Below are 26,453 nucleotides of genomic sequence, written 5' to 3'. Positions count from 1 at the left end.
TCACTCGAAACGCACGCGGGGATCGGCCAGCGTGTAGGAAATGTCAGCGAGAATCAGGCCCACGATATAGAGCAGCGAGCCCAGGAAAACCATGGCCCGCACGATGGAAAAATCCTGCGAACTGATGGCGTCTATGGTGTAGCTGCCCAGACCCGGAATGCCGAAAAAAGACTCGGCGATCAGACTGCCCATAAACAGCAGGGGAATCGCAGCCACCGTGCTGGTCAGAATGGGTAGCAGCGCATTGCGCAAGACATGGCGGAACAGCACCAGTGTCTCGCTCAGGCCTTTGGCGCGGGCGGTGCGCACGTAATCCTTGCCGATTTCCTCAAGAAAGATGCTGCGGAAGAATCGCGCCTCCGGCCCCAGCCGAGACACCACCGCCACCAGCACTGGCAGGGCCAGAAACTTGATGGCTTCCAGCCCGGCTTCGTAGCCCGAATAAGGCACGAGACGCAGCATCTTGGCAAACAACCACTGCCCGGCAATGATGTAAAACAAACTGGAAATAGACAGCAGCAACACACAGAAAACCACGCCCCAGAAATCCAGCCGAGTGGCGCGGAAGAACACCAGCACTAGCGAAAACACGATACTGGCGAACAGGCCCAGAAAAAAAGACGGCAGGGCCAGCGCGAGGCTGGGCCACATGCGTGTTTTAATTTCGCGCCCGATATCGCGGCCCGCATCCGACGAGCCGAAATCGAGCTTTAGCAAAGGCACCGAACGGTGATAGAACACCGTGTCGGTGAAGCGGCTCGCGCCCGACTGGCTGTTGTTGATGAAGAGCGGTTTGTCGTAACCGCGCTCAGCCTTCCACTTTTCGATGGCATCCTGGCTGCTGCGCTGGCTGCCGATGGCCAATCGCGCCATGTCATCGGGCGTATTGACCGCAAAGAACAGGATGAAGGTAAAAAGGTTGACACCGATGAGGATCAACACGCCATACAACAGACGACGCAGCACATAGCTAGTCATGGTTACGCTCCACGGAGCCAAAAGCGGTCTGACGTTCACGCCGCCGCAGCACGAGATAAGAGGGAATGACGGCCAGCACGATCAACAGCAGCACGATCCCCAGCGGCCACCAGCGCGGCGGATTCCATTCATTGGTTTTACGCACCCGCAGATCGGGATCGATCTTCATGTACTGCAGCGTATTGCGAACCATCTGGGTCGGTTTGGCATTGCCCACCCATTGCTGATAGGCGCCGCCCGACATCGGGAAATAGCCGAACATCCAAACGGCATCACGGCGGACCAGATCGACCATGCGGTCGATGACGGCTTCTTTCTCGGGGCCGTCATCGAGAAACTTCATTTGCTCGAATAGCCGATCAAACTCCGGGTTTTGGTAATTGGCGGCGTTTTCCCCGCCCCCCTTGGCCTTGGCATTAGGCCCATAGAGCAGGAAGAGGAAATTCTCGGCGTCGGGATAATCGGCATTCCAGCCCCACAAAAACATCTGAGCCGCGCCACGCCGCATCTTGTCCTGGAAGCGGTTGTAATCGGTTGAGCGCACATCCATCTGGATCCCGATCTTGGCCAGTTGCCGCCGCATCCAGTCAAATTGCGGATTGGCCCCTGCCCCACTCATGGCATCGTAGTGCAACACCAAGGGCTCGCCGGTCTTGGCGTCACGCCCGTCGGGATAGCCTGCCTCGGCGAGTAACTGCCGGGCATAGTCCAGTGACTTGCGCACAGGCTTGCCATCGACCAGATCGTAGACCACGGGATTGTTGCCCTCGGGCAGGGGGTGGTAGCCCAGCACGCCAGGCGGTACAGGGCCATAGGCCACCGCCCCCTGTCCGTTCTGGAAAATGTTGATGAACTCTTCCCAGTCAAAGGCAATGCTGATGGCCTGGCGCAGCTTGCGGTTGCGCTCGGCCTGCTCGGGGGTGTCGCCGGCCCCGACGACAGGGTCCAGCCAGTTGAAACCCATATACCAGTTGGAGGTTTCGACCGTGGTGGGAAGCTGTATGCCGTGATCTCGGTAAAGCTCGGCTTTTTGGGGAGAATCACCTGCCGCGACCAGCATGGATACGCCGTATTCGCCGCGCTCGACCTGGGGAACGTCGTAATAGCCTTGAAGAAACTTGCCATTCAGAGGCAAGGCCTCTTTTTCGACGCTGAACACCACGCGATCGATGAAGGGTGTGGGCTTGCCGCAATCCGCCAACAGACCCTCGGCCTTGTCTGAAGGTTCGCCTTCACAGGGATAGGGGTCGCCGTGATAGTTGGGGTTACGCTCCAGCACATGCCGCCAGTTGGGGCGCGATTCGGCGAGCATATAGGGCCCGGTGCCCACCGGCCAGGTGTTAAAGGAAAGGTCGTGGGCCGCCATGCCAGGCTGGCTGTAGAAGCGATCCGCCTCCCAGGGAATGGGAGCGGTGAATGTCATGGCCAGCCAATATTTGAACTGCGGATACTTGCCCTTGACGCGGATACGCAGCTTGTTCGGACCCAGAGCCTGAACACCGTCAAAGCCGTCGGGCTCGCGCAGATCCAGCCAGGGCAGATCCCGCACCCCGGCCGGCAAACCCTTGCGCAACGCTTGATCGCGTTCGCGCAGCTTTTCGCCATACGCTTTCATGCCGACGATGTAATCGGCCATAACGGAATAAATGGGCGACACCACCCTAGGGCTGGCCAATCGGCGTATGCCATAGACGTAGTCGTCGGCGGTCAGCGCCCGGCTGCCTGTCTGCGGAAAATCAGGGATGGCGAACTTGTCATCGAGCTCACCCGGCGCCAATGGATAGTAGGCGTCGCTGCCATCGGGCTTGCGCGCAAAGGCAGGATGCGGTTGATAGCGGATGTCCGGGCGCAATTCGATGTCGTAAATGCTTTCGGCGACTTGATCGCCGGGGGCGTCCTCGGGCAGCACCTTGCCCTGCGCATCGAGATAGACCGGCGGCGAAATAGCGCTGGCGGCGCGCGGAATCAACTCATAAGGCCGCTTCAGGTAGTGATAGCCATAAAGCGGCTCATAAATGTTGTAGGTATAGGGCGTTTCGTCGGTGGAGTAGGAACTGGCAGGGTCGAGATACTTTGGCGACCGTTTCACGAAAGCGGTATAGAGCGTGTTTTCCTTGAGCGCGCCTGAAACATAGGGGCTATTGATGGGCGTTTCGCGGGAACAGCCCGCCAAGGCCATCACTATCGCAAGCAGTCCCCAGAGCCCCATCCCCCGTGGCAAGCGTTTCATTGGAATTCCCCCTCGATTGAGCGCAGGAGCATAGCAAAGGCCTGACATAGGTAATACAGCATTCCGGCTTCTTTCCTTATTCGCAGTGGCGTGCTTTCCAGCAATCATGACGCCATTTCCAGGGTGCGATCGCACCGACTTCCGCCCAGAGTCCGCGCCGCATCTGACGCGCCGACCGTTGCAGCCTGGCCATCCGGCGATCGTCGAGGCCGTCGCCAGTGCGCAAGGCCCAGGCATGGCCCGAAATGACCTGCTGACGGTTGACCTGACGGCCGTCCGGTAAAACCAGCACGCACAGATCACGCCCATAATGGTCGAGCCGACGACACTGCGCGGCAAGGGTTTTACCTGCCACAAGACGGACGAGCTGCCGGCGCGCCGCCTCGGCATACGGCTGCCCTGGCCGCTGCGTCCCATGAGCACGCTCGGGGGCATCGATACCCAGCAGCCGGATACGCCGGTGCACGGAGCCCGACCTCAATATCAGACTGTCTCCATCCATGACGTAGGCGACCTGCCCCCGCAAGATATAGCCCTGCTCGGGCGCCCCGCCCGCCGGCGCTATCAAGCAAAGCGCCGCCGCCCAGCCTAAGCGACGTGACGAATGGCTAAAGACTTCTTGCAAGACGGACGCGCTCCTTGGTGTGACGGCCGCTCAAAGCCAGCCGGACTTACGGAAACGCCAATAGAGAATGCCGCAGACAATGGCGATCACGGACAAGGTGATCGGATAGCCCAAATGAGCCTTGAGTTCCGGCATGTATTCGAAATTCATGCCATAGATGCCCGCAATGGCGGTAGGCACGGCCAGAATGGCCGCCCACGAAGCCAGTTTTCGGGTCGTGTCGTTTTGCTGGGCCTGGCCTATCATCAGACTGGCCTCGAAGGCAAAAGCCAGCGCTTCGCGCAAGGCATTGATGAGCTCGTCAACGCGCACGACGCGGTCGGCCACTTCGGCAAAATATGGCCTGGCCTGGGCATCGATGGCCGACATATCGACTCGCGCCATACGGCGGCAGATCTCCGCCATGGGCGCAATGGCCGTGTGTATGCGCAACAAGTCACGGCGCTGGCGGTAGAGCTTGCGGATATCGGAATCTTTGGCCCCCCGAATGAGCAGTTTTTGTTCGGCATGCTCGACCACGCTTTCGAGCTGGCCAACCGCCGCCACATAACGATCGACCAGCAGATCCAGCAATTCTGAAGCCACATAATCGCTGCCGCGCTTGAGCAAATCGGGTGCGGACTCCAGGCGCTCGCGCAGCGTGCTGTGCGTCAGGACCGAGCCGCGACGGACGGTCACCAGAAAGCCGTTGCCGATCAGATATTGGGTTTCACCGAAAATCGGCCGTCCGTTATCGATATCGACCGTCATGGCGACGACGAGGACCGCATTGCCATAATCAATGATCTTGGGGCGCCGATGCGGCTCAAGCATTTCCTCGCGCGCCTTGGCGCTGGCGCCCAGCGCATCGATCACTTCGCCCAGACATTCGGCGCTGGGATTGCGCAAGCCCAGCCAAAGCATGCCGTTATGGCCGCCAACATAATTGCCCAACTCATTGACCGGCACGTCGCGCGCGCGCCGGCCATCGACATAGGCTACGGACGCCACGATCTGGCTGACCGGCGGCTCGGCGGTATCCTGCGCCATCGTTCCCCCCTCGGATTGACTCGGCCGGAGGGCCCGGCCATCCGGGAATGATAGCTCAGGAGAAAAGCTTGCGAAGCCGCTGGCCGACGTCGATGGAAGGGACGCCGGCCGCCCCCGGCGCGGCACGGCCCAAGGGCGATGCAGGAAGCTTGGGCAGGTGTTCAAAGAGCGGCATCATGGCCTCGGGCAAAAAACGCGTGCGCGACGCATACACATGCCGGTCGCCCATGCCGCTTTGCTGATGCACATAAAAACGTTGCGGCACGACAATCTGCAAGCGCTCGCGCGCACGCGTCATGGCCACATAAAGCAAACGCCGCTCTTCTTCGATTTCTTCGGCGTTGCCGGTTGCCATATCAGAGGGAATACAACCGTCGACCGCATTCAGAATATAGACCGACTTCCATTCCTGACCCTTGGCGGAATGAATGGTAGAAAGAATCATGTAGTCTTCATCGAGCAGGGGCTTGCCCGACTCGTCGCTGGTGGCCGAGGGAGGGTCGAGGGTCAACTCGGTCAGAAAACGTTCGCGCGTGGGATAGCCGCTAGCCAGCCGGGCAAGCTGATCGAGATCGGCGCGACGCACCGGCGCATCGTCATAGCGCTGCTCGAGCAAGGGCGCATACCAGTTCAGCGCCAGATCGATGTCGGCCGGCCAGCCCGCCTGTTCGCTTCGCAGGGCGGAAAACATCTGAGCCAAGCCCTCCCATTGCGGGCCCGTTCTGAAATTCGCCAGGCAGACCTGCGGGTCGGCCGCCTCGGCCATGAGGTCCATCAGTTTGCCTGCCGTGACCGGCCCGATGCCGCCAAGCAGTTGCACCACGCGAAAACCCGCCATGCGGGAACGCGGATTCTCCGCCCAGCGCAATACCGATAGCAGGTCTTTCACATGGGCGGCCTCGAGAAAACGCAGGCCGCCGAACTTCACGAAAGGGATGTTGCGGCGCGTCAGTTCGAGTTCGAGCGCGGCGCTATGGCTGGCGGTACGGAACAAGGCGGCCTGGGACTTCAAGCTTTCACCCTCTTCACGCCGGGCCAAGACCTGATCGGCCACCCAGCGCGCCTGCCCGACCTCGTCGCTCACGTTGACAAGCTCGGGCTTTTGCGTGGCGGCTCGGTCGGTCCAGAGGGCCTTGGCATAGCGTTCCGTGGCCTGGGCAATCATGGCATTGGAGGCATCCAGAACGGGCTGCGTGCTGCGGTAATTGCGCTCCAGGGTGATGACATGGGCGCCGAACTGCGCGGGAAAATCCAGAATATTGCGCACCGTGGCGGCGCGAAAGGCATAGATGGATTGAGCGTCATCGCCCACCACGGTCAGGCCCTGACCGCCAGGCTTCATGGCCAACAGAATGCTGGCTTGCAGACGATTGGTGTCCTGATACTCGTCAACCAGCACGTAGTCAAAACGCGCCGAGACATCGCGGGCGATGCCGGGATCGGACATCATTTCAGCCCAATATAAAAGCAGATCGTCGTAATCGAGGATGTGCTGTTCCTGCTTGGCCTGCATATAAGCCTGAAACAGACGCTTGAGCTCAGCCTCCCATTGGGCGCACCAGGGGAAAAACCGCGTCAGCACCTCGCCCAGCGGCTCCTGGCTGTTAATCACGCGCGAGTAGATGGACAAACAAGTGCCCTTGAGCGGAAATCGGTTCTGGGTGGCGGTCAAGGCCAACTCATGGCGCAACAGCCCCATCAGGTCTTCGGCGTCGCCGCGGTCGTGGACGGTGAAGCTTTCGGACAAGCCGATGCGGGTGGCGCAATCGCGCAGCAAACGCGCTCCGACACTATGGAAGGTGCCCGCCCAAGGCAAGGACGGCGCGGCGGCGCCTAGCTGCATGACCCGGCGCAGCACGCCGCCAGCACGGCGGTCCATTTCTTGTGCGGCCCGGCGCGAGAAGGTGAGCAGCAGCACGCGCTGCGGATCTGCCCCGTGGCGGATCAATTGCGCCACGCGATGCGCCAGCACGCTGGTCTTGCCAGAGCCCGCGCCGGCGATGACGAGCAAGGCGGGCGCATCCGGCTGACCGATGCCGAACGTGGCGGCCTCGCGTTGCTGGGGATTGAGTTCATCGAGCGGGTCATCAGCGCCGGAAGTCGGAATCGTCATAGAGATACACTGTATATATATACAGACTATACCGCTTTCCTTTCATGGCCATCCTGACAGGCACCGCCTCCTGGACCGACCCAACCCTATTGGCTTGCGGGCGTTTCTATCCGCCTGAGGCCCGCGATGCCGCCTCACGCCTGCGTTTTTATGCTTCACGATTTCCCTTGGTCGAGGCCGACTCGCCCTATTACGGCCTTGCGGCGCCGGCCACGACGCAGGCCTGGGCGGCGCGCACCCCCGAGGGCTTCCTGTTCAATATCAAGGTCTTCCGGCTTTTCACGGGGCATCAGACACCGTTGCGCACCCTACCTGCCGATCTGCTGGACGAGCTGGGCTGGGACAGGCGTGACCCCCGCCCCTGCTTCGATCATCAGATCCCGGCGGACTGGCGCGATGAATTGTGGCGGCGCTATCTGCTGGCGCTGGAGTCGCTGCGCGCGGTGGGTAAGCTAGGCCTGGTGCATTGCCAATTTCCTCCCTGGGTCGGCAATGACGCTCGCGGCGCAGCACGGCTGGATGATTGCGCCCGCCGGCTTGCGGAAATGGATGCCTCGATAGAGTTCCGCCACGCAAGCTGGTGGCTCGGCAGGGCAGGCACCGCAACCCTGGATCGCCTGCGCGAGCGCGCTCTGGTGCATACCGTCGTTGACGCGCCAGCCAATAGCGTACCCGCCGTCTGGGCCAACACGCGAGACGATATTGCGCTGGTGCGCCTGCATGGCCGGAATGCGCAGACCTGGAACCGTGGCGGGCCTGCCTCGTCATCCCGTTTCCAGTACGAATACAACGAGGCGGAACTGGCCGAGCTGGCCCGGCGCATCCAGCAGCTGCAAACTCGCCAGACCCATGTGATCCTGAACACCAACTATCAGGACCAGGGCATGAAAAACGCAAGGAATCTGCGGCACGCCCTGCAGACGGGTGTCAAGCGCGGCGCGCCACCTCCGTGAGGCTATCGAGCAGAATCTCGAATTTGCGCGCAATCTGGCTTTCGGGCACGCAAGCATAGCCCAGCAAAAGGCCCCGCCGTGCGGGCTCGGAACCGGCGTAATAGCGCGACAGCGGCCGCGTGAGCACACCGCGGGCCCGGGCCACATCAACGACCGCGTTGTCGTCCAGATCCTGAGGCAGATTCAGGATCAGATGTAGGCCCGCCTCGCTAGAGTCGCGAAGCAGCCACTGCGCACCCAAGCGACGCTCGATGAGATTGACCAAAATGGCGCGGCGGCGCGCATACAGCATGCGCATGCGGCGGATGTGGGCGGCATAGTGCCCCTCAGCAATAAAGGTGGCCAATGCCGCATGCGTCATGAGATGCCCCTCCCGGTACAGCTCCGCATGCCCGGCCTGAAAAGCCGCCGCCAGGTTTTTGGGCAGAACCAGATAGCCCACGCGCAGCCCCGGGTACAGCGTTTTGCTGAAGGTGCCCAGGTAAATCACGGGCGCGTCCGGCTCCAGCCCCTGGAGCGAAGAAATGGGGCGCCCCGAGAAGCGGAACTCGCTGTCATAGTCGTCTTCGATGATCCAGCTGCCCCAGCGCCGCGCCAGCGCCAGCAACTGGCGCCGGCGGGCCAGCGACATGACCGTGCCCAGCGGATATTGATGCGAGGGCGTGACGAAAATAAATCGCGGCGGCTCGTCGATTTCGGCGGTGGCCGGCAGCAACATGCCTTCTTCGTCGACCGGTTGCGGCGCGATACGCACGCCATTGGCGCTAAGGACGGTGCGCGCCCCCCAATAGCCCGGATTTTCTATCCAGGCGACATCGCCCGCACTGCCCAACATGCGGGTCGCCAGATCGATTGCCTGGTGCGAGCCTTCGGTGATGATGATTTGCTCGGCATCGCAATCCACCGAACGCGTCAGCGCCAGATGCTCGGCCAGCGCTTCGCGCAAGGCCGGCAGGCCGCCGCCGTAGGCGTAGGTCAGCAACTCAGGCGGAGGTTTGCGCCACAGGGCGCTGAAAATACGCCCGAATTTGCGGTGCGGAAACTCCGTGACATCGGGCACGCCAGGCATGAAAGCCCCCCATTGATAGGGCGATGCCGAGGCGCGATCGACGATGCGCGCGCCGCGCTCGGACAACACGGGACCTGCTGGCGCATGGGCCTGATGACGCCGCGAGCGTCCGGTGGCCAGATAGGCATCCGGCACACTTGCCGTTACAAAAGTGCCGTTACCCTGGCGGCTGCGGGTATAGCCTTCGGCCTGCAATTGCGCGTATACATGAACAACTGTGTTGCGCGCCACACTCAGCTCGGCCGCCAGATCCCGGCTAGCGGGCAAACGGGTGTCGCCCGGCAAAGTGCCATCCAGGATGGCTTCCCGGATCGCCCGGTATAAACGCTGATTCATGGGACCCTCTGCAGAGTCACTCAGACGCAGCAGTAGCAGGTCACCGACGATGGACCTCAATTGGTTCTACCTGATTTGCAAAAGTGGTTCCTACCAATGGGGCCATCTTAGCATTAAAGTATCGGCGAAACGCCGCTGGACTTTCTGGCAGGCTGGTCTTCGCCGCGTTGCGGCGGCATATTGCGAACTGAGGCTTTGATGAAAAACCGTGATCTGAATACCCGTCGCGCCCTGGCCACCCCGCGTGGCGTAGGCGTCATGTGCGATTTCTACGCTGTGCGCGCTGAAAACGCCACGCTGTGGGACGCCGAAGGCAAGGAGTACATCGACTTCGCCGGCGGTATCGCCGTGCTGAATACCGGCCACCGTCACCCCAAGGTCATGGCTGCCGTGGCCGCCCAACTGGGCAACTTCACCCACACCGCCTATCAGATCGTGCCTTACGAGGGCTATGTCGCCCTGGCTGAGCGCATCAACAGCCTGGCCCCGATCAGCGGCCTGAAAAAGAGCGCCTTTTTCACGACCGGCGTCGAAGCCGTCGAAAACGCCGTCAAAATCGCCCGCGCCGCGACCGGCCGCTCGGGCGTGATCGCCTTCTCCGGCTCCTTCCACGGCCGCACGCAACTGGGCATGGCCCTGACCGGCAAGGTCGCGCCTTACAAGCTGGCGTTCGGCGCGATGCCGGCCGACATCTACCACGTCCCCTTCCCCAATAGCACGCAGGACATCTCGGTCGCTGACTCGCTCAAGTCGCTGGATCTGCTGTTCAAGGTCGATATCGATCCGAAGCGCGTGGCCGCCATCATCATCGAACCTGTGCAGGGCGAGGGCGGTTTCAACGTCACGCCGCCCGAGCTGATGGTCGCGCTGCGCAAGCTGTGCGATGAGCACGGCATCCTGCTGATCGCCGACGAAGTGCAAACCGGCTTCGCCCGCACCGGCAAGCTGTTTGCAATGGAACACCATTCGGTTCAGGCCGACCTGATCACGATGGCCAAGAGCCTGGGCGGCGGCATGCCGATCTCCGGCGTGGTGGGCCGCGCTGACGTGATGGACGGCCCGGCGCCGGGCGGCCTGGGCGGCACCTATGCCGGCAACCCGCTGGCCGTGGCCGCTTCGCTGGCCGTGCTGGATGTGATCGCCGAAGAAAAGCTCTGCGATCGTTCGACCGAACTCGGCCAGCGCCTGAAAGACCGCCTGAACAGCCTGCGCGACCGCGCTCCGGCCATCGCCGACGTGCGCGGTCTGGGCTCGATGGTCGCTGTCGAACTGAACGATGCCGCCACCGGCAAGCCGGATGCCGAAGCCGTCAAGCGCGTGCAACAGAAGGCGCTGGAAAAAGGCCTGCTGCTGCTGAGCTGCGGCGTCTATGGCAACGTGCTGCGCTTCCTGTACCCGCTCACGATTCCCGATGCGCAGTTTGACCGCGCGCTGGACATCCTGGCCGAAGTCCTGACCGCCTAAGCGTCAGCTCATCGATGCAAATCGCGGGATGGCTGTCGCCATCCCGCCTCTGTCTTTAACGAGAAAACCATGTCCTTGACCCAGTCCCTGAGCCGCCCCGACCTGCTGCGCGACGCCTGCTTCGTCGACGGCAAATGGGTGCCGGCCACCGGCGCGAGCATCCCGGTAGACAATCCTTCCAGCGGCAAAACCATTGTTGCGGTACCCAAACTGGGCCGCAAGGAAGCCGAAGCCGCCATCGCCAGCGCCGAAAAAGCGCTGCCGGCCTGGTCTGCCAAGACCGGCAAGGAACGCGCCGCCATTTTGCTGAAATGGGCCAACCTGATGATGCAGCATCAACAGGATCTGGCCATCATCATGACCTCAGAGCAGGGCAAACCTTTGCCCGAGGCCGCCGGCGAAATCGCCTACGCCGCCTCCTTTCTGGAGTGGTTCGGCGAAGAAGCCAAGCGCATCGATGGCGATGTGCTGCAAAGCCCCAAGGCCGGCCAACGCATTCTGGTGCTGAAGCAGCCGATCGGCGTGACCGCCGCCATTACGCCGTGGAACTTCCCGGCCGCCATGATCACCCGCAAGGTGGGTCCGGCGCTGGCCGCAGGTTGCACGATGGTGGTCAAGCCCGCCCAGCAAACGCCGCTGACCGCACTGGCCCTGGCCGTGCTGGCCGAAGAAGCGGGTGTGCCGGCGGGTGTGTTCCATGTGATCACCGGCAGCTCGCGTGAAATCGGCGCCGCGCTGTGCGAAAGCGATGTCGTGCGCAAGCTGAGTTTCACGGGTTCGACCGAAGTGGGCCGCACCCTGATGGAGCAATGCGCCCCGACCATCAAAAAGCTGTCGCTCGAATTGGGCGGCAACGCACCCTTCATCGTGTTCGACGACGCCGATCTCGATCGCGCCGTAGACGGCATTCTGGCCTCGAAGTATCGCAATGCCGGCCAGACCTGCGTATGCGCCAACCGCATCTATGTGCAGGCCGGTGTTTACGAAGAAGTCGCCAAGCGGCTGACCGCCAAGGTTGAAGCCATGAAGGTAGGCGACGGTTTCGAGAAAGGCGTGACCCAGGGTCCGCTGATCGACGACGCCGCCGTGGCCAAGGTCAAGGAACACATCGCCGATGCCGTCAGCAAAGGCGCCAAAATAGCCGCCGGCGGCAAGACCCATGCGCTGGGCGGCAATTTCTTCGAACCGACCATCGTGCGCGATGTGACGCAAGACATGCTGTTCGCCTCCGAAGAAACCTTCGGCCCGGTCGCGCCGCTGTTCAAGTTTGAAACCGAAGCGGAAGTGCTGCAGTACGCCAATGACACGATTTTCGGTCTGGCGGCCTACTTCTTCACGCGCGACTACGCCCGCGTCTGGCGCGTGTCCGAAGCGCTGGAATATGGCATCGTCGGCATCAACACCGGCCTGATCTCCAATGAGGTCGGTCCCTTCGGCGGCGTCAAGCAATCCGGTCTGGGCCGTGAAGGTTCCAAATACGGCATCGAAGACTATCTCGAACTGAAGTACCTCTGCGTAGACCTGGGCGCCTAACCCCGCCCGACGTTTCGCCCTGAAACCGGCGCCCGGCCATCGGGTGGCCGGTTTCATCGCTTTCAAGGGATAGCCATGATAGATTGTCAGGCCACTCCCTACCCGTTCGGATTGCCATGAGCCGCACGCTGACCCGCGACGACCTGCGTCGCATTACGGCCATCCTCGCCGAAGCTGCCCAGGTGGAGATTCTGCCGCGCTTTCGCAACCTGCCCGTTCAGGCCGTGCGAGGCAAAAGCACGCCACGCGACCTCGTCACCGATGCCGATGAAGGCGCCGAACGCCTGATCAGCGCGCGCTTGGCCAAATTATTTCCTGGCGCGGTGTTGATCGGCGAGGAGGCTTCGACACGCAACCCGGCCCTGCTGAACATGCTGGTCGACGCCGATCTGGCCTTCCTGATCGACCCCATCGATGGCACCCGCAACTATGTCGCCGGCCTGCCTTTGTTCGGCATGATGATCGCAGCCTGCCACAAGGGCGATGTCATGGCGGGCATCATCTACGACCCCATCAATCGCGACTCCGCCATGGCGCTGCGCGGCGAAGGGGCCTGGTTCGAGCACGAGAACGGCACCCAGGAAGCCCTCAAGGTCGCGCAACCCGCAGCGCCGGAAGACATGGACGGCATCATCGCCACCGGCTCACTGCCCGAACCGCTGCGCCAGCAGGTCAACGGCAATTTGGCGCAATTGGCCAGCACGGCCTATTTGCGCTGCGCGGCGCACGAGTACCGCATGGCGGCTTCAGGCCATGTGCATCTGCTGTTTTACAACAAGCTCATGCCCTGGGACCATGCCGCCGGCTGGCTGCTGCATCGCGAAGCAGGCGGCTACTCCGCCCATTTCGACGGCAGCCCCTACAAACCCACCCATCGCAGCGGCGGGCTGCTTTACGCGCCGGATGCGGGAAGCTGGCGCGCCGCACACCGCCTGTTATTCGGACAGGAACAGCCGCTATCTGAATCGCCTGAAGCAGGCTAAAGCGCAGCCAGCACCTGATCACAGGGCTGGCTGATTTTCAATGTCAGCAAGTCATCGGCTCGTGTGCGCCCCAAATTGATGGCGGCCACGGGTTTGCCCTCACGCACGGCCGCCTGCACGTAACGAAAGCCCGAATGCACCATCAGGGATGAGCCCACCACCAGCATCGCGTGGGCGCGCGCCAGCGCGGCATAGGCCTGTGTGGTGCGCTCGCTGGGCACGAGCTCGCCGAAAAAGACGACATCGGGTTTGACGATGCCGCCGCAGCGCGGGCAGGCGGGCACCTCGAACAGACTGAAATCCAGGCCGTCCAGATCGGCATCGCCGTCTGGCGCGTCGTCGGCGTCGAGAAACATCCAGGCCGGGTTCATGGCCTCCAGTTTTTCCTGCCAGGCTTTGCGCGGGCCGCGCCAATCGCAATGGGTGCAGATGACCTCGTCCAGGCGGCCGTGCAGATCAATGACGGCGCGGCTGCCGGCCGCCTGATGCAGGCCGTCTACATTCTGCGTGACCAGCAACTCGATGCGGCCCTCGGCCTCCAGGCGCGCCAATGCCGCGTGAGCGGCATTCGGCCACACCTGTCCGAAACGGCGCCAGCCTATCATGCCACGCGCCCAATAGCGGGCGCGGGCCAAGTCTGTCGCCATGAAGGTCTGGTAATCGATCGGGGGTTTGCGCTTCCAGTGGCCTTCGCCATCGCGATAATCGGGAATACCCGAAGGTGTGCTGCACCCGGCGCCCGTCAAAACAAACAGGCGCGAGTGGCACTCGATGAAGGCGCGCAAGGCACCGATCTGCCCCGGCAACGTGTCCATCGTGCTGCGGCCGGCCTAGCCGCCCAGACCGCAATTGGGCATGTCGTTCACCAGGCTGGCCTGGGTGACATTGCTATGGGGCGGCACGGCCCGCGTCAGCCAGACATTACCGCCTATCGTGGAGCCCTTGCCGATGACGATGCGCCCCAGAATGGTGGCGCCGGCATAGATCACCACATCGTCTTCGATGATGGGATGGCGGGGCAGCCCCTTCTTGAGCTCGCCGTTCTCGCCCGGCGGGAAGCGCTTGGCGCCCAGTGTCACCATTTGGTAGAGCCTGACGCGATCGCCGATGATGGCGGTTTCGCCGATCACGACACCGGTGCCGTGATCAATGAAAAAGCTGCGTCCGATGGTCGCGCCCGGATGGATATCGATGCCGGTATCGGCATGGGCGATTTCAGCGACGATGCGAGCCAGCATCGGCGCGCCCAGACGATAGAGCGAGTTGGCCAAACGGTGATGAATCATCGCCGACACGCCCGGATAACACAGCAACACCTCGTCCACACTGCGCGCGGCCGGATCCCCCTGATAAGCTGCCGTCACGTCCAGATCCAGCGCTTCGCGCACGGCGGGCAGGCTGGCGCCGAACTCGCGCACGATCGCAACGGCGCGCGCCATGATCTGCTCATGCGGTTGAGGATCGTCGCGGCCCAGGTGCTCCAGCTCCAGACAGACCTGATGCAGCAGCGCGTCGAGCGCCGCGCCGATGGTGTGCCCGACGTAGAAGTCCTCGCCCTCTTCACGCAGGTCCAAGGGACCCAGACGCATCGGGAACAAGGCGCCGCAAAGCAGCTTGACGATCTCGCGCAGGCTTTCCTGCGACGGAAACTCGCGCCCCCCCGACACGACCTCTCGCAAACGGCCACGCGGGCCACGCCAGGCGAGCCTTGCCGCCCTCAGGCCCGACACGATTCCGTCCAGGTTCCAGTGCGCTTGCGGAAGACCGTTGTTCATGACCGGGCACCCCGACGAATTTCGACTTGTAAAGACACCATACTCAACCTCTGCATCCGATGGCCGCCAGGCCATCTTTGGGTAATGATGATTACTGTAACCCTTCCATGCCGGCCGCGCCGCGCCTCCCGATACGGCGACGGGGTTATGGCGCCTGACACAGCCCCGCTCTGCTGCGCGCCCCGCACGCTCAGGCCGGTGTGTGTATCGTCGTTTCACGCCATATTTGCATCGGCGGCGCCATCGGCCTGCAATACCTGGCCAGCAAGGACACCACGGCCGATCTGAGCTATACCTATCTTTATGTGCGAGACGCCTATCGACCCGACCTCGGGCGACGTGCGGACGAAGGACCGGATGGCAGGCGACTACCGCAGCAAAGCAAATATCATCGGTCTACAGGTTTCCACCCGCTTCTGAGCCCCGGGACACAACATCAGGAGGTTTTCGTGACTACGTTTACCGTCAAACATGCCGCCGTTCTAGGCGCCGGCGTGATGGGCGCGCAGATCGCGGCGCATCTGGCCAATGCCGGCATCGCTGTGACGCTGTACGACCTGACCGCCAAGGAGGGGCCGCGCAACGGCATCGTGGAGCGCGCCCTCGCCGGCCTGCGCAAACTGGAGCCCGCGCCCCTGGCCCGGCCCGACCGGCTGGCACTGATTACCCCCGCCAACTACGACGATGACCTGCCTCGGCTGGCGCACTGCGATCTGATCATCGAGGCCATCGCGGAACGTCTGGACTGGAAAACCGATCTGTATCACCGCATCGCCCCGCACGTGGCTCACGACGCCATCCTGGCCTCGAACACCTCGGGGCTGTCGATCAACACGCTGTCCGACACCCTGCCCGCCGACCTGCGGCCGCGCTTTTGCGGCGTGCATTTTTTCAATCCGCCACGCTATATGCGGCTGGTCGAACTCATCGCCACCGAGCAGACCCGGCCCGCAGTGCTGGATCACCTGGAGACCTGGCTGACCTCGCGGCTAGGCAAGGGGGTGATCCGCGCGCGGGATACGCCCAACTTCATAGGCAACCGCGTCGGCGTATTCGCTATCCTGGCGGCGCTGCATCACACCGCACGCCTGGGTCTGGCTTTCGATGATGTCGACGCCCTGACCGGGCCGCGTATCGGCCGCCCCAAGAGCGCCACCTACCGCACGGCCGACGTGGTCGGGCTGGACACGCTCGCCCACGTCGTCGGCACGATGCGCGACCAGTTGCCGCAGGACCCCTGGCATGCTTATTTCGTGCTGCCAGATTGGATGCAGGCGCTTATCGCACAAGGTGCCCTGGGTCAGAAAAGTGGCGCAGGTGTTTATAAAAAAGCAGGCAAGGACATTCTTGTGCTGGATCCGGCCAGCGCGCAGTACCGTCTCGCCGCCGGCCGCGTCACGCCCGAAGTGGACGCCATCCTGAAAGAGCGCGACCCGGCGCGGCGCTTTGCCGCCTTGCGGGCCCATGCCTCGCCGCAGGCGCAATTTCTCTGGAGCCTGCTGCGCGACACCTGGCACTACAGCGCCGTGCAACTGGCGGCCATCGCCGACAATGCCCGCGATATCGATCTGGCCATGCGCTGGGGCTTTGGCTGGGCGCTGGGCCCCTTCGAAACCTGGCAAGCCGCCGGATGGCAGACGCTGGCCGGGGCGATCGCCGAAGACATCGAGGCCGGCCGCGCCATGAGCGACACGCCCTTGCCCGCCTGGGTGTTCGAGCGCGAGGGCGTACACAGCGACACAGGCTCTTATTCGGCCTGCGCCAACACGCTGCGCCCCCGCTCCCGCCTGCCCGTCTACCAACGCCAAATCTTCCCGGAACGTCTGGTCGGAGAATCCCCCCCTCCAAGCGGTGTCACGCTCTGGGAAAGCGAAGGCGTACGGCTCTGGCAGCTCCCTGCACAAGACGCCGGCCTGGCGATTCTGTCACTGACCTCCAAGATGCATACGCTGGGCAGTGAAGTGCTGCACGGCATCCAGGAAGCCGTCGCGCGCGCCGAACGCTCAGCCGATGGCCTGGTGTTCTGGCACGAGGCGCCTTTCGCGGTAGGCGCCAATCTGGAACAGGTCTATCAAGCCTGCCAGGCGGATCAATTCGACATGCTGGAAGGCATGGTCGAGACCTTCCAACGCACCGCGCTTTGCCTGCAGCAGGCAGGCATTCCGGTCGTGGCTGCCGTTCAAGGCATGGCATTGGGCGGCGGCTGCGAGTTCCTGATGCGCGCCAGCCACCGCGTGCTGGCGCTGGAAAGCTATATCGGTTTGGTCGAGGCTGGCGTCGGCTTGATTCCCGCCGGAGGCGGCAGCGCCTTCCTGGCTGGCCGCGCTGCCGACCTGGCCCAGACCACGGCCACGCCTGGCGAGGTTTTCGCCTACCTGCAACCGGTGTTCCAGAACATCGCCACTGCCCAGGTCAGTAAAAGCGCGCTGCAGGCCCAGGCGATGGCTTACGCCCAGGCGCAGGACGTCGTGGCCTTCCATCCTGACGAACTGCTCTGGATCGCCTTACGCGTCGCACGCGCCGCGGCCGATGCCGGGCACCGTCCGCGTCCGCTGCGTCAATCCATCGCCGTGGCCGGCCGCAGCGGCGTAGCCAATTTCGAAATGGCGCTGCTCAATATGCGTGCAGGAGGCATGATTAGCGCACACGATTACCGCGTGGCGCGCAGTGCGGCGGTTGCGCTCTGCGGCGGCGAAGTCGATGCCGGCACGCTCGTCGATGAAGAATGGCTACTTGCCGTGGAGCGCCGTGAGTTCATGGCGCTGCTGCGTACGCCCGAAACCCAGGCCCGCATCCGTCACACTCTGGATACCGGCAAGCCGCTGCGCAACTGAGGACATACTATGAGCCACACCGATGCCTATATCGTTGCCGCCACCCGTCTGCCCGTAGGCAAACGCGGCGGCATGTATGCCACCACCCGCCCGGATGACCTGCTGGCGGCGGCCTTGCGCGGCGCCTTGGCCCAGGTGCCATCGCTGGACCCGGCACTGATCGAGGATGTGATCGCCGGCTGCGCCATGCCCGAGGCGGAACAGGGCATGAACGTTGCCCGCATGTCGCTGCTGCTGGCCGGCCTGCCGCAATCCGTCTGCGGCGTGACGGTCAACCGCTTTTGCGCCTCCGGCCTGCAGGCCGTGGCCGACGCGGCGGCCCGCATCCGCCTGGGAGAAGCCGACATCATGATAGGCGCAGGCACTGAATCCATGAGCGCCATGCCCCAGATCATGGGCAACAAGGTGGCCATCAATCCGGCCATCTTCGCGCAAGAAGAAACCTTGGGCATGGCCTATGGCATGGGACTGACTGGCGAGCGAGTCGCCGAGCGCTGGGGCATCTCCCGCGAGGATCAGGATGCTTTCGCCCTGGCCTCCCATCAGAAAGCTTGCGCGGCGATTGATGCCGGCCACTTCCGCGCCGAAATCACGCCCTACCAGATCGTCAACTACCTGCCTGGCGAGCGCAGCGGGGTCGTGAGGCAAGCGCAGCGCCTCGCGGATACCGACGAGGGGCCACGCCGCGACACCTCGCTTCAGGCGCTGGCGCGTCTAAAGCCGGTGTTTGCCGCAAAGGGCAGCGTCACCGCAGGCAACAGCTCACAAATGTCGGATGGCGCAGGCGCCATCATCCTGGTGTCCGAACGCATGCTCAAACGCTTTCAATTACAAGCACTGGCCCGTTTCGTCAGTTTTTCCGTGGCGGGCGTGCCTCCCGAGATCATGGGGATAGGGCCTATTGCCGCCCTGCCCAAAGCACTGGCGCGCGCCGGTATTCAACAGGATGATTTGAGCTGGATAGAACTGAACGAAGCGTTCGCCGCTCAATCGCTGGCCGTGATCCGAGAGCTCAAGCTAGACCCCGATCGCGTCAATCCCCTAGGCGGCGCGATTGCGCTGGGCCATCCGCTGGGCGCCACCGGCGCGCTGCGCGTCGCGACCCTGATTCATGGCCTGCGCCGTACTGGCGCACGCTATGGACTGGTCACCCTGTGCATCGGCACAGGCATGGGCGCGGCAGGAATTTTCGAAGCGCTTTGATTCACCTGCGCAGAGGAGCCGCCTGGCCCCTGCTCGCCTCTCCCTAGATATCAGGACTGTGTCGTGTTCTACCGCCCGTCTCTCATACAGCGCTGCCTGTGCGCTGCCACGCTCGCTCTCAGCTTTCAGGCCTCCGCGCAAAGCGGCATCGTGCTCGATGGCATAGCAATCCCGAAGCAGGTCATTCAAGGCGAGCAAAGCCTGCCGCTCATCGGCGCCGGCCTTTGCTCTGAGTTCATCTTCAACATTTATCTGGCTGCGCTTTACGCCAGGCCGATCAGCCACGAAGCCCAGGCCTTGATCGCCGGACCCGGCCCGCGCCGCCTGCATCTGCAATTTCTGCGTGACATCAGCGCCAGCACACTGGAACAGGCAGTGCGACAGGGGCTGGAAGCCAACCATAGCGCCGCCGACGTCAAGTCACTGAAACCCGCCATCGATACGCTGTCTGCCTTGCTTCATCGCATCGGCCAACTGAGTAATGGCGACATCATCGATCTGGCGATGGAGCCTGGCGCAGTCACTATTTTCTATAACGGCCAAAGCCAGGGCCGCATCGACGACACCAATCTGGCTGCCGCGCTACTGCGCATCTGGCTGGGCGACAACCCCGCGCAAGCTTCACTCAAAGAGGCCTTGCTGGGTCAGAACTGAGCCGCACCATCAAGTCCGGCACATCGCGAGCCAGACCAGCCAGCCACCATGGCGGCCCGGCAAAAAAAACCTGCAAGCAATGCTTGCAGGTTTTCAAATATGGCGCGCCCGGCAGGATTCGAACCCACGACCCCTTGGTTCGTAGCCAAGTACTCTATCCAACTGAGCTACGGGCGCTAAAGAGGCGAGATTATAGCGTGTTTTCCGAGATTGTCCAGCGGCTCAATCGGCCAGTGCCGGATAGTCGGTATAGCCGTGCTCGCCACCGCCGTAGAACGTGTTTTTATCCGGCGTGTTCAAGGGCGCGCCAGCGCGCAAACGCTCGACTAGATCCGGATTGGCAATAAAGGGGCGGCCAAAGGCCACCAGATCGGCTGCGCCACTGTCTAGCACAGCCTGCGCGCTCTGGCCGTCATAGCCATTGTTCACCATCCAGGCGCCGCGTCCGCCCGCATCACGATAGGCCGACTTGAGCTGCGCATAATCGAAAGGCTTCGGGCCTTGCGAATAGGCGCGCGCGCCGCCTGTTTGGCCTTCGATGATATGCACATAAGCCAGGCCATACTGCGCCAGGCGGGTGACGACGTAATCGAACAGCGGCTGCGGATTGTCATCGTGGCTGTCGTTGGCCGCCGTCACCGGCGACAAACGGATACCCACACGCCCCCCACCGATTTCAGCCACGATGGCGTCCACCACCTCGAACAGAAAACGGGCGCGGTTCTCGATGCTGCCGCCATAGGCGTCCTCGCGGCGATTGGAACCGGACCGCAAAAACTGATCGATCAAATAGCCATTAGCGGCATGGATTTCCACGCCATCGAAACCCGCTTGCGTCACGGCGGTGCGCGCCGCCCGGCGGTAATCATCCACGATGCCAGGCAATTCGCTCGCCTCTAGCGCACGGGGCACCGAGGTCTCGACGAAAGCCCCCTTGCCATCAGCATCGAGGAGATAGGTCTTGGTTTGAGCGCGGATCGCCGAAGGCGCCACAGGCGATTTCCCACCCGGCTGCAAGCTGTCATGCGAAACCCTGCCCACGTGCCAAAGCTGCACGACAATCTTGCCCCCCTTGGCATGCACGGCGTCGGTCACGCGGCGCCAACCGGCCACTTGCTCGGGCGCGTACAAGCCAGGCACATCGGCATAGCCCTGCCCTTGATGCGAAACCGGCGTGGCCTCGGTAATGAGCAGGCCTGCGCTGGCGCGCTGCGCATAATAGGTGGCGGTAATGGGTTGCGGCACCGAATTGGGCGAACGATTGCGCGTAAGCGGCGCCATCACGATGCGATTGGCAAGTTGCAAATCACCGACAGTGATGGGCTGGAACAACTTGGACATGAATGACCTCTCGGGATGTACGGGCTAGGAATTGAACAGCTCAATTTTCAATATCTGCATAAACTCGGCGATGACCGCCTCGTTACGCTGATAAAACACCCATTGACCTACGCGCTTGCTCTGCACGAGCCCTGCACGCTGCAAGATCGCCAAATGGGTGGAAACCGTGGATTGCGATAATCCGCAACGCTCGAACTGGCCCGCGCACACGCCGATATCCAATGAATGCTCCTGCCCGCCAAAATGCCTTTGCGGCTCCTTGAGCCAAAGCAGGATATTCCGTCGCACCGGGTGGGCCAGTGCCTTGAGGATGTCTTCGGTGTTGATGCTCATACGAGGTCTCGGATCATGACGCCCATCTTATATCGAAAAATCTTGATATGCAGATATTTCGATATACGCTCGGGGTTATTGGTACTGGAGGTAATGCACGCCTGGGGTTTTCAACGCGGAGGGCTATCAGGGGCGATATCAGGGGCGAACTTCACTGCGTCGAAACAGAGGAAAACGCCCGCGCATCAGCCCGGCAACCAGGAAAATAAAAAGCCTGCAAGCAGATGCTTGCAGGCTTTCAAGTATGGCGCGCCCGGCAGGATTCGAACCCACGACCCCTTGGTTCGTAGCCAAGTACTCTATCCAACTGAGCTACGGGCGCAGAAGAAAGATTATAGCGCGTTTTTTCTTTTTGTCCAACAAAAAAGCGGCGCTCCAGTGAGGAAATATGCCGCGCCGGAACTGCGCATCCGGCAAAAAACAAAGGCCTGCCTGAGCAGACCTTTGCTGTCAATCTGGCGCGCCCGGCAGGATTCGAACCCACGACCCCTTGGTTCGTAGCCAAGTACTCTATCCAACTGAGCTACGGGCGCTAAAGAGGCGTGTTTATAACATGAATTTACTAAAGAGCGCAACAAGCATTGGGCCGGCGGCCCGGCCTATTGACTGCAACGCAGCCTGACGCCAGGCCGGCGGGCGATGATAGCCCCGCCCACAGCCGCTACGCCCTGTGACGCAACACAGCAGCGCAAGACCTACGATCCGTCAGCGCCATGGCCATGCAAGACGCGCGATCTGAAAAGAAAAAACCCGTGACAGAAGTCACGGGTTTTTCAGCGATCTTGGCGGAGACGGTGGGATTCGAACCCACGATGCAGTTTTTAGCCACATACTCCCTTAGCAGGGGAGCCCCTTCAGCCTCTCGGGCACGTCTCCGAAGAATCCAAGATTCTACACGAATTTTTTATACTTTTTTCAGATCAGAACAAAAATTTCGGACCAACCTTTGGCATCAGGCCGCCGGCGCTTGATCCAGGCCGAAAGCCTTGTGCAGCGCACGCACCGCCAGTTCCATGTATTTGTCGTCGATGATCACCGAGGTCTTGATTTCGCTGGTGCTGATCATCTGGATGTTGATGCCTTCTTGCGAAAGCGTCTGGAACATCAGGCTGGCCACGCCCACGTGCGAACGCATGCCGATGCCGACGATGGACACCTTGGCGACCTTCTCGTCGGTGACCAGTTCACGCGCGCCCACAGCGGGGATGACTTCGTTCTTGAGCAGCTCAACCGTACGCAGGAACTCATTGCGGTTCACGGTGAAGGAGAAGTCGGTGGTGCCGGCGACCGATTGGTTTTGCACGATCATATCGACATCGATATTGGCGGCGGCGACCGGGCCCAAGATCGAATAAGCGATACCGGGTTTGTCGGGCACGGCCAACAGAGTGATCTTGGCTTCGTCGCGGCTGAAGGCGATGCCGGAGACAACGGCGGCTTCCATTTTTTCGTCTTCCTCAAAAGTAATCAGCGTGCCCGAAACCATTTCTTCTTCGAGCGGGATAAGCGGGTCGGTCAGCGAGGACAGAACGCGGGTGGGCACACGGTATTTGCCGGCGAACTCCACCGAGCGGATCTGCAACACCTTGGAGCCCAGCGAGGCCATTTCGAGCATTTCCTCGAACGACACCACGGGCATGCGGCGGGCTTCAGGCACGACACGCGGATCGGTGGTGTACACGCCATCGACATCGGTGTAGATGAGGCATTCGTCGGCCTTGAGCGCGGCAGCGACGGCCACGGCCGAGGTGTCGGAGCCACCGCGACCCAGCGTCGTGATGTGGCCTTCCGGATCAACGCCTTGAAAGCCGGTCACGACAACCACACGCCCTGCGTCCAGATCGGCGCGGATGCGCACGTCATCAATGGAGCTGATGCGGGCTTTGGTGTGGGACGAATCGGTAACGATCGGGACCTGCCATCCGGCATAGCTGCGGGCAGCCACGCCTTCGGCCTGCAGAGCAAGGGCCAGCAGACCGCTGGATGCCTGCTCGCCGGTCGCGGCGATCATATCGAGCTCGCGGCCATTGGGCTGCGGCGTAATTTCGCGGGCAAGGCCCAGCAGGCGATTGGTTTCGCCCGACATGGCCGAGGGCACCACCACGACCTGGTGGCCTGCGGCATGCCACTTTGCGACGCGGCGCGCCACATTCTTGATGCGCTCGACCGAGCCCATCGACGTACCGCCATACTTGTGAACGATCAGGGACATCTCGTACTCTGGCTTGGGGGCCCGCCAGGGCGGGCAAAGTGCATGATTCTAGCGCATGGTAAAAATTTGCGCAGACCGATATACCGCAGGCCTCAAGCGCTGGTTTTTCTCGCCCCGGCTGGGGCCAGCCACACCCGGCCGCGATGACAACGGATCTCGTGCCCCTCATGCGCCACGCGCAACTGGCGGTCATGACCCAAAGCGTGCAATTGCCGCAACTGCCGCATCAAATCGCGCAGCCGCGCCTCGCTGGGCATGCGCAGACCCTGCGCACCCAGCCAATAGCGCAACACCTGCGCCTGCCGGGGCGGCGACAACTCGCGCCAAGGCGCGAGCGCAAAGCCGGCCTCATCCGGCTCCAGACGCGCATAATCCTCCCGGGCCACCTCGCGCAGAATTTCCACCGCCTCGCCCATCTGCCGCGCATGGCGGCTGACGATGGCTTGCCAGCCTGGCCAGCGTGCATTCAACAGGGGGGCAAGCGTGGCGCGCACGGCCGCCCGGGTATAGCGGGGATCGACATTGCTTGGATCTTGAACCGCCTGCCAGCCCGTCAGCGCGGCGAACGCCTGTGCGGCCTGAACAATAGCGGCCCGATCGAGATCTAGCCAGGGCCGCAGATAAAGCAGGCCGTCACGCGGACTTTCTTCGCGCATGGCGGCCATGCCTTCGACCCCGGCGCCGCGCAATAAGCGCAACAGCACGGTTTCTGCCTGATCATCACGATGATGGGCCAGTAATACATGCCCGGCCCCCGCCTCGCGGGCCATCGCGGCTAGCGCGGCATAACGCGCTGTGCGTGCAGCGGCTTCGATACCGCTGCCATCTGCGGGCACCTTCACGTGTGCAATACGCACGGGCAGCTCCAGCAAGCCGCCCAGCGCCTGGGCGCGTTGCGCCCACTCGTCGGCTTGAGCCTGTAAACCATGGTGCACATGCAATGCCAGAAGCGGGCGCTGAGGGGCGAGCAGCCTGGCCGCGACCGCCAGCATCGCGGAGTCGGCTCCTGCGCTCAACGCCAGCGCAACAGGCGCCTGGGGCGGCAGGCGCGCCAGCGTGGCGCGCACAGGCCCGAGCAGCGCCGGGCCAAGCACTTGAGCGTAAAGATCGGGAGACATGACGCCGCCCGCGCGGACTCAGCCGCGAACTTCCTGGAAACGGCCGTAGGCGAGCACGCGTTCGAGACGTTGCTCGACGAGCTGTTCCGGCGTGAGGTCCTGGAGCTGACGCAGAGAGTCTCCCAGAGCACGACGCAGCAAACGCGCCATGACCCGCGGATCGCGGTGCGCGCCGCCGATCGGCTCGTTGACAACCCGGTCGATCAGACCCAGGTCTTTCAGGCGCGGCGCAGTAATGGCCAGCGCTTCCGCGGCTTCGGGAGCCTTGTCGGCGCTACGCCACAGAATCGAGGCGCAACCCTCGGGAGAAATCACCGAATAGGTGGAGTACTGCAACATCAGCACAGCGTTGCCCACGGCAATCGCCAAAGCGCCGCCCGAGCCCCCTTCGCCGATGATGGTCACGATGACCGGCACCTTGAGCTCAGCCATGACATAGAGATTGTGGCCAATGGCTTCCGACTGGCCGCGCTCTTCGGCGCCGATGCCAGGGTAAGCACCCGGCGTGTCAACAAAGGTGAAAATGGGCAGCTTGAACTTCTCGGCCAGGCGCATCAGGCGCTGGGCTTTGCGATAGCCCTCGGGACGCGGCATGCCGAAATTGCGGGCGGCGCGCTCCTTGGTGTCTCGGCCTTTTTGATGACCGATCACCATGCAGGACTGGCCATTGAAACGGGCCAGCCCGCCCACGATGGATTGGTCGTCGGCATACATGCGGTCACCGTGCAGCTCGTGGAAATCGGTGAAGATTTCGCGCACATAGTCCAGCGTGTAAGGACGTTGCGGATGGCGGGCCACCAAGGCGGTCTGCCAGGGCGTCAGCTTGCCGTAGATTTCCTTGGCCAGCGTCTGGCTCTTTTGCTGCAGGCGGCCGATCTCATCGGAGATGTCAACGGCGGAATCGGCCTGCACATAGCGCAGCTGCTCGATCTTGTTTTCAAGTTCGGCGAGCGGTTGTTCGAATTCCAGAAATGTATTGCGCATGTAGTGTGGTTCCGTAGATGGGCGCGGAAGTCGGGCTTAGTACTGGACCGGAGTCGGTTCCAGACTGCGCCACAAATACCAGGTCGCCACGGTACGCCAGGGCTGCCACGCCAAAGAGACCTCACGGGCCTCAAAGCGGGAAACGGGCTCGCCGCTGAAATAGTGTAACGAGATTGCCTTGAGCAACCCAGGATCATCCAGCGGCAGTACATCCGGGCGCTGGAGATTGAAAATCAAAAACATCTCCGCCGTCCAGCGGCCGATACCACGAATGGCAACCAGCTCTGAAATAACGGCTTCGTCGTCCATCGTCGCCCAACGCTCAGGATGGACTTTGCGCTGACCGAAGTGGTCCGCGAGATCCTGAACGTATTCCGCCTTGCGCTGCGACAAACCCGCAGCGCGCAAACCCTGCACACCAGCACGCAACACGGTCGCCGGCGTGGGGCGCTTGCCCGCGACATCAAGCAAACGCGTCCACAGGCCATCGGCCGCCGTGGTGGAGATCTGCTGCCCTACAATGGCGCGCGCCAGGGTCACGAAAGGCGATCCGCGCGACATCAGCCAGGTGTGGCTGTGCTGCGGGATGATCTTCTTGAGAATACGGTCGCGGCGCATCAGATGCGCAACGGCCTCTTCCCAATAGTCGGGCTTGACGGATTCGAGATCAGAACTGGACATGAACG

Annotated in this window: 21 protein-coding genes and 4 tRNA genes; 7 read left to right on the top strand and 18 right to left on the bottom strand. The window is 62.4% G+C overall.

Features of this window, described 5'->3' with window-relative positions; translation table 11 throughout:
• From U0029_RS04760 to U0029_RS04740, 5 genes are all read right to left on the bottom strand, one after another.
• Positions 1 to 978 (bottom strand): ABC transporter permease, encoded by a 978-nt coding sequence (locus U0029_RS04760; protein WP_012418194.1) that lies wholly within the window; start codon positions 976 to 978, stop codon positions 1 to 3.
• Positions 971 to 3,208, bottom strand: coding sequence for an ABC transporter substrate-binding protein (locus U0029_RS04755; protein WP_114852335.1), 2,238 nt, complete (start codon positions 3,206 to 3,208; stop codon positions 971 to 973). The genes U0029_RS04760 and U0029_RS04755 overlap by 8 nt, the downstream gene beginning before the upstream one ends.
• 76 nt (positions 3,209 to 3,284) lie before the next feature.
• The gene (locus U0029_RS04750) at positions 3,285 to 3,833 is read right to left on the bottom strand and encodes a thermonuclease family protein (RefSeq protein WP_012418196.1); all 549 of its coding nucleotides are present in this window, start codon (positions 3,831 to 3,833) and stop codon (positions 3,285 to 3,287) included.
• 30 nt (positions 3,834 to 3,863) lie between these two features.
• Entirely contained in the window at positions 3,864 to 4,862 is a 999-nt protein-coding gene (locus U0029_RS04745) for a magnesium and cobalt transport protein CorA (RefSeq protein ID WP_012418197.1), read from the bottom strand.
• A 55-nt stretch (positions 4,863 to 4,917) separates the two neighbouring features.
• Positions 4,918 to 6,975, bottom strand: a complete 2,058-nt coding sequence (locus U0029_RS04740) for an ATP-dependent helicase (RefSeq protein ID WP_012418198.1) — start codon at positions 6,973 to 6,975, stop codon at positions 4,918 to 4,920.
• Positions 6,976 to 7,019: 44 nt separating this feature from the next.
• Between U0029_RS04740 and U0029_RS04735 the strand changes: the two genes are divergently transcribed.
• Positions 7,020 to 7,928 (top strand): DUF72 domain-containing protein, encoded by a 909-nt coding sequence (locus tag U0029_RS04735; protein ID WP_114852334.1) that lies wholly within the window; start codon positions 7,020 to 7,022, stop codon positions 7,926 to 7,928.
• On the opposite strand, the gene pdxR is transcribed toward U0029_RS04735, so the two are convergent.
• Positions 7,903 to 9,393 carry a MocR-like pyridoxine biosynthesis transcription factor PdxR gene (gene pdxR, locus U0029_RS04730; protein WP_367158505.1) on the bottom strand — a complete coding sequence of 497 codons (1,491 nt, stop codon included), beginning with the start codon at positions 9,391 to 9,393 and terminating at the stop codon, positions 7,903 to 7,905. The two genes, U0029_RS04735 and pdxR, sit on opposite strands and share 26 nt — an antisense overlap.
• 138 nt (positions 9,394 to 9,531) lie before the next feature.
• Here pdxR and U0029_RS04725 point away from each other — a divergent pair, with 138 nt between their 5' ends.
• From U0029_RS04725 to U0029_RS04715, 3 genes are all read left to right on the top strand, one after another.
• Positions 9,532 to 10,797, top strand: a complete 1,266-nt coding sequence (locus U0029_RS04725) for a 4-aminobutyrate--2-oxoglutarate transaminase (RefSeq protein WP_012418201.1) — start codon at positions 9,532 to 9,534, stop codon at positions 10,795 to 10,797.
• Positions 10,798 to 10,866: 69 nt separating this feature from the next.
• Positions 10,867 to 12,330: an NAD-dependent succinate-semialdehyde dehydrogenase gene (locus U0029_RS04720; protein ID WP_114852333.1), complete on the top strand. Its 1,464-nt coding sequence runs from the start codon at positions 10,867 to 10,869 to the stop codon at positions 12,328 to 12,330.
• Positions 12,331 to 12,446: 116 nt separating this feature from the next.
• Entirely contained in the window at positions 12,447 to 13,313 is an 867-nt protein-coding gene (locus U0029_RS04715) for an inositol monophosphatase family protein (RefSeq protein WP_012418203.1), read from the top strand.
• Here the strand turns inward: U0029_RS04715 and U0029_RS04710 are convergent.
• Both U0029_RS04710 and epsC read right to left on the bottom strand, forming a co-directional pair.
• On the bottom strand, positions 13,310 to 14,128 hold the full coding sequence (locus tag U0029_RS04710) for an NAD-dependent protein deacetylase (protein ID WP_114852332.1): 819 nt from the start codon (positions 14,126 to 14,128) through the stop codon (positions 13,310 to 13,312). The genes U0029_RS04715 and U0029_RS04710 overlap by 4 nt on opposite strands.
• A 15-nt stretch (positions 14,129 to 14,143) precedes the next feature.
• Positions 14,144 to 15,088 carry a serine O-acetyltransferase EpsC gene (gene epsC, locus U0029_RS04705; protein ID WP_012418205.1) on the bottom strand — a complete coding sequence of 315 codons (945 nt, stop codon included), beginning with the start codon at positions 15,086 to 15,088 and terminating at the stop codon, positions 14,144 to 14,146.
• A gap of 449 nt (positions 15,089 to 15,537) precedes the next feature.
• On the opposite strand from epsC, the gene U0029_RS04700 reads away from it, so the two are divergent.
• From U0029_RS04700 to U0029_RS04690, 3 genes are all read left to right on the top strand, one after another.
• Positions 15,538 to 17,922, top strand: a complete 2,385-nt coding sequence (locus tag U0029_RS04700; protein ID WP_114852331.1) for a 3-hydroxyacyl-CoA dehydrogenase/enoyl-CoA hydratase family protein — start codon at positions 15,538 to 15,540, stop codon at positions 17,920 to 17,922.
• A gap of 9 nt (positions 17,923 to 17,931) precedes the next feature.
• Positions 17,932 to 19,125 (top strand): acetyl-CoA C-acyltransferase, encoded by a 1,194-nt coding sequence (locus U0029_RS04695; RefSeq protein ID WP_114852330.1) that lies wholly within the window; start codon positions 17,932 to 17,934, stop codon positions 19,123 to 19,125.
• 63 nt (positions 19,126 to 19,188) lie between these two features.
• The gene (locus U0029_RS04690) at positions 19,189 to 19,779 is read left to right on the top strand and encodes a chalcone isomerase family protein (RefSeq protein ID WP_049794163.1); all 591 of its coding nucleotides are present in this window, start codon (positions 19,189 to 19,191) and stop codon (positions 19,777 to 19,779) included.
• Between the two features lie 100 nt (positions 19,780 to 19,879).
• On the opposite strand, the gene U0029_RS04685 is transcribed toward U0029_RS04690, so the two are convergent.
• From U0029_RS04685 to U0029_RS04640, 10 genes are all read right to left on the bottom strand, one after another.
• Positions 19,880 to 19,956 (bottom strand) — tRNA-Arg (locus U0029_RS04685).
• A 45-nt stretch (positions 19,957 to 20,001) separates the two neighbouring features.
• The gene (locus tag U0029_RS04680; RefSeq protein ID WP_114852329.1) at positions 20,002 to 21,120 is read right to left on the bottom strand and encodes an alkene reductase; all 1,119 of its coding nucleotides are present in this window, start codon (positions 21,118 to 21,120) and stop codon (positions 20,002 to 20,004) included.
• A 24-nt stretch (positions 21,121 to 21,144) separates the two neighbouring features.
• Entirely contained in the window at positions 21,145 to 21,453 is a 309-nt protein-coding gene (locus tag U0029_RS04675) for an ArsR/SmtB family transcription factor (protein WP_012418210.1), read from the bottom strand.
• A 245-nt stretch (positions 21,454 to 21,698) separates the two neighbouring features.
• A tRNA-Arg gene (locus U0029_RS04670) sits at positions 21,699 to 21,775 on the bottom strand.
• Between the two features lie 134 nt (positions 21,776 to 21,909).
• Positions 21,910 to 21,986, bottom strand: a tRNA-Arg gene (locus U0029_RS04665).
• 250 nt (positions 21,987 to 22,236) lie between these two features.
• Positions 22,237 to 22,329 (bottom strand) — tRNA-Ser (locus U0029_RS04660).
• Positions 22,330 to 22,405: 76 nt separating this feature from the next.
• On the bottom strand, positions 22,406 to 23,665 hold the full coding sequence (locus U0029_RS04655; protein WP_012418211.1) for an aspartate kinase: 1,260 nt from the start codon (positions 23,663 to 23,665) through the stop codon (positions 22,406 to 22,408).
• 92 nt (positions 23,666 to 23,757) lie between these two features.
• Complete coding sequence (tilS, locus tag U0029_RS04650) at positions 23,758 to 24,783, bottom strand: tRNA lysidine(34) synthetase TilS (protein ID WP_114852328.1); 1,026 nt, start codon at positions 24,781 to 24,783, stop codon at positions 23,758 to 23,760.
• 18 nt (positions 24,784 to 24,801) lie between these two features.
• Positions 24,802 to 25,767 carry an acetyl-CoA carboxylase carboxyltransferase subunit alpha gene (locus U0029_RS04645; RefSeq protein WP_012418213.1) on the bottom strand — a complete coding sequence of 322 codons (966 nt, stop codon included), beginning with the start codon at positions 25,765 to 25,767 and terminating at the stop codon, positions 24,802 to 24,804.
• 36 nt (positions 25,768 to 25,803) lie between these two features.
• The gene (locus U0029_RS04640; RefSeq protein WP_012418214.1) at positions 25,804 to 26,448 is read right to left on the bottom strand and encodes a DNA-3-methyladenine glycosylase family protein; all 645 of its coding nucleotides are present in this window, start codon (positions 26,446 to 26,448) and stop codon (positions 25,804 to 25,806) included.
• Positions 26,449 to 26,453: the final 5 nt, after the last annotated feature.

It is taken from the genome of Bordetella avium, assembly GCF_034424645.1.
GTDB lineage: Bacteria > Pseudomonadota > Gammaproteobacteria > Burkholderiales > Burkholderiaceae_B > Bordetella > Bordetella avium.
Note: the sequence above shows the minus strand (reverse complement) of the source record. Positions and strands in the feature narration are given on the sequence as shown.

What these genes read in the sequence shown, in the direction of transcription:
- U0029_RS04760 (WP_012418194.1), bottom strand. Translation starts at nt 978, where the DNA reads ATGACTAGCTATGTGCTGCGTCGTCTGTTGTATGGCGTGTTGATCCTC.
- U0029_RS04755 (WP_114852335.1), bottom strand. Translation starts at nt 3,208, where the DNA reads ATGAAACGCTTGCCACGGGGGATGGGGCTCTGGGGACTGCTTGCGATA.
- U0029_RS04745 (WP_012418197.1), bottom strand. Translation starts at nt 4,862, where the DNA reads ATGGCGCAGGATACCGCCGAGCCGCCGGTCAGCCAGATCGTGGCGTCC.
- U0029_RS04740 (WP_012418198.1), bottom strand. Translation starts at nt 6,975, where the DNA reads ATGACGATTCCGACTTCCGGCGCTGATGACCCGCTCGATGAACTCAAT.
- U0029_RS04735 (WP_114852334.1), top strand. Translation starts at nt 7,020, where the DNA reads ATGGCCATCCTGACAGGCACCGCCTCCTGGACCGACCCAACCCTATTG.
- U0029_RS04725 (WP_012418201.1), top strand. Translation starts at nt 9,532, where the DNA reads ATGAAAAACCGTGATCTGAATACCCGTCGCGCCCTGGCCACCCCGCGT.
- U0029_RS04720 (WP_114852333.1), top strand. Translation starts at nt 10,867, where the DNA reads ATGTCCTTGACCCAGTCCCTGAGCCGCCCCGACCTGCTGCGCGACGCC.
- U0029_RS04715 (WP_012418203.1), top strand. Translation starts at nt 12,447, where the DNA reads ATGAGCCGCACGCTGACCCGCGACGACCTGCGTCGCATTACGGCCATC.
- U0029_RS04710 (WP_114852332.1), bottom strand. Translation starts at nt 14,128, where the DNA reads ATGGACACGTTGCCGGGGCAGATCGGTGCCTTGCGCGCCTTCATCGAG.
- epsC (WP_012418205.1), bottom strand. Translation starts at nt 15,088, where the DNA reads ATGAACAACGGTCTTCCGCAAGCGCACTGGAACCTGGACGGAATCGTG.
- U0029_RS04695 (WP_114852330.1), top strand. Translation starts at nt 17,932, where the DNA reads ATGAGCCACACCGATGCCTATATCGTTGCCGCCACCCGTCTGCCCGTA.
- U0029_RS04680 (WP_114852329.1), bottom strand. Translation starts at nt 21,120, where the DNA reads ATGTCCAAGTTGTTCCAGCCCATCACTGTCGGTGATTTGCAACTTGCC.
- U0029_RS04675 (WP_012418210.1), bottom strand. Translation starts at nt 21,453, where the DNA reads ATGAGCATCAACACCGAAGACATCCTCAAGGCACTGGCCCACCCGGTG.
- U0029_RS04655 (WP_012418211.1), bottom strand. Translation starts at nt 23,665, where the DNA reads ATGTCCCTGATCGTTCACAAGTATGGCGGTACGTCGATGGGCTCGGTC.
- tilS (WP_114852328.1), bottom strand. Translation starts at nt 24,783, where the DNA reads ATGTCTCCCGATCTTTACGCTCAAGTGCTTGGCCCGGCGCTGCTCGGG.
- U0029_RS04645 (WP_012418213.1), bottom strand. Translation starts at nt 25,767, where the DNA reads ATGCGCAATACATTTCTGGAATTCGAACAACCGCTCGCCGAACTTGAA.
- U0029_RS04640 (WP_012418214.1), bottom strand. Translation starts at nt 26,448, where the DNA reads ATGTCCAGTTCTGATCTCGAATCCGTCAAGCCCGACTATTGGGAAGAG.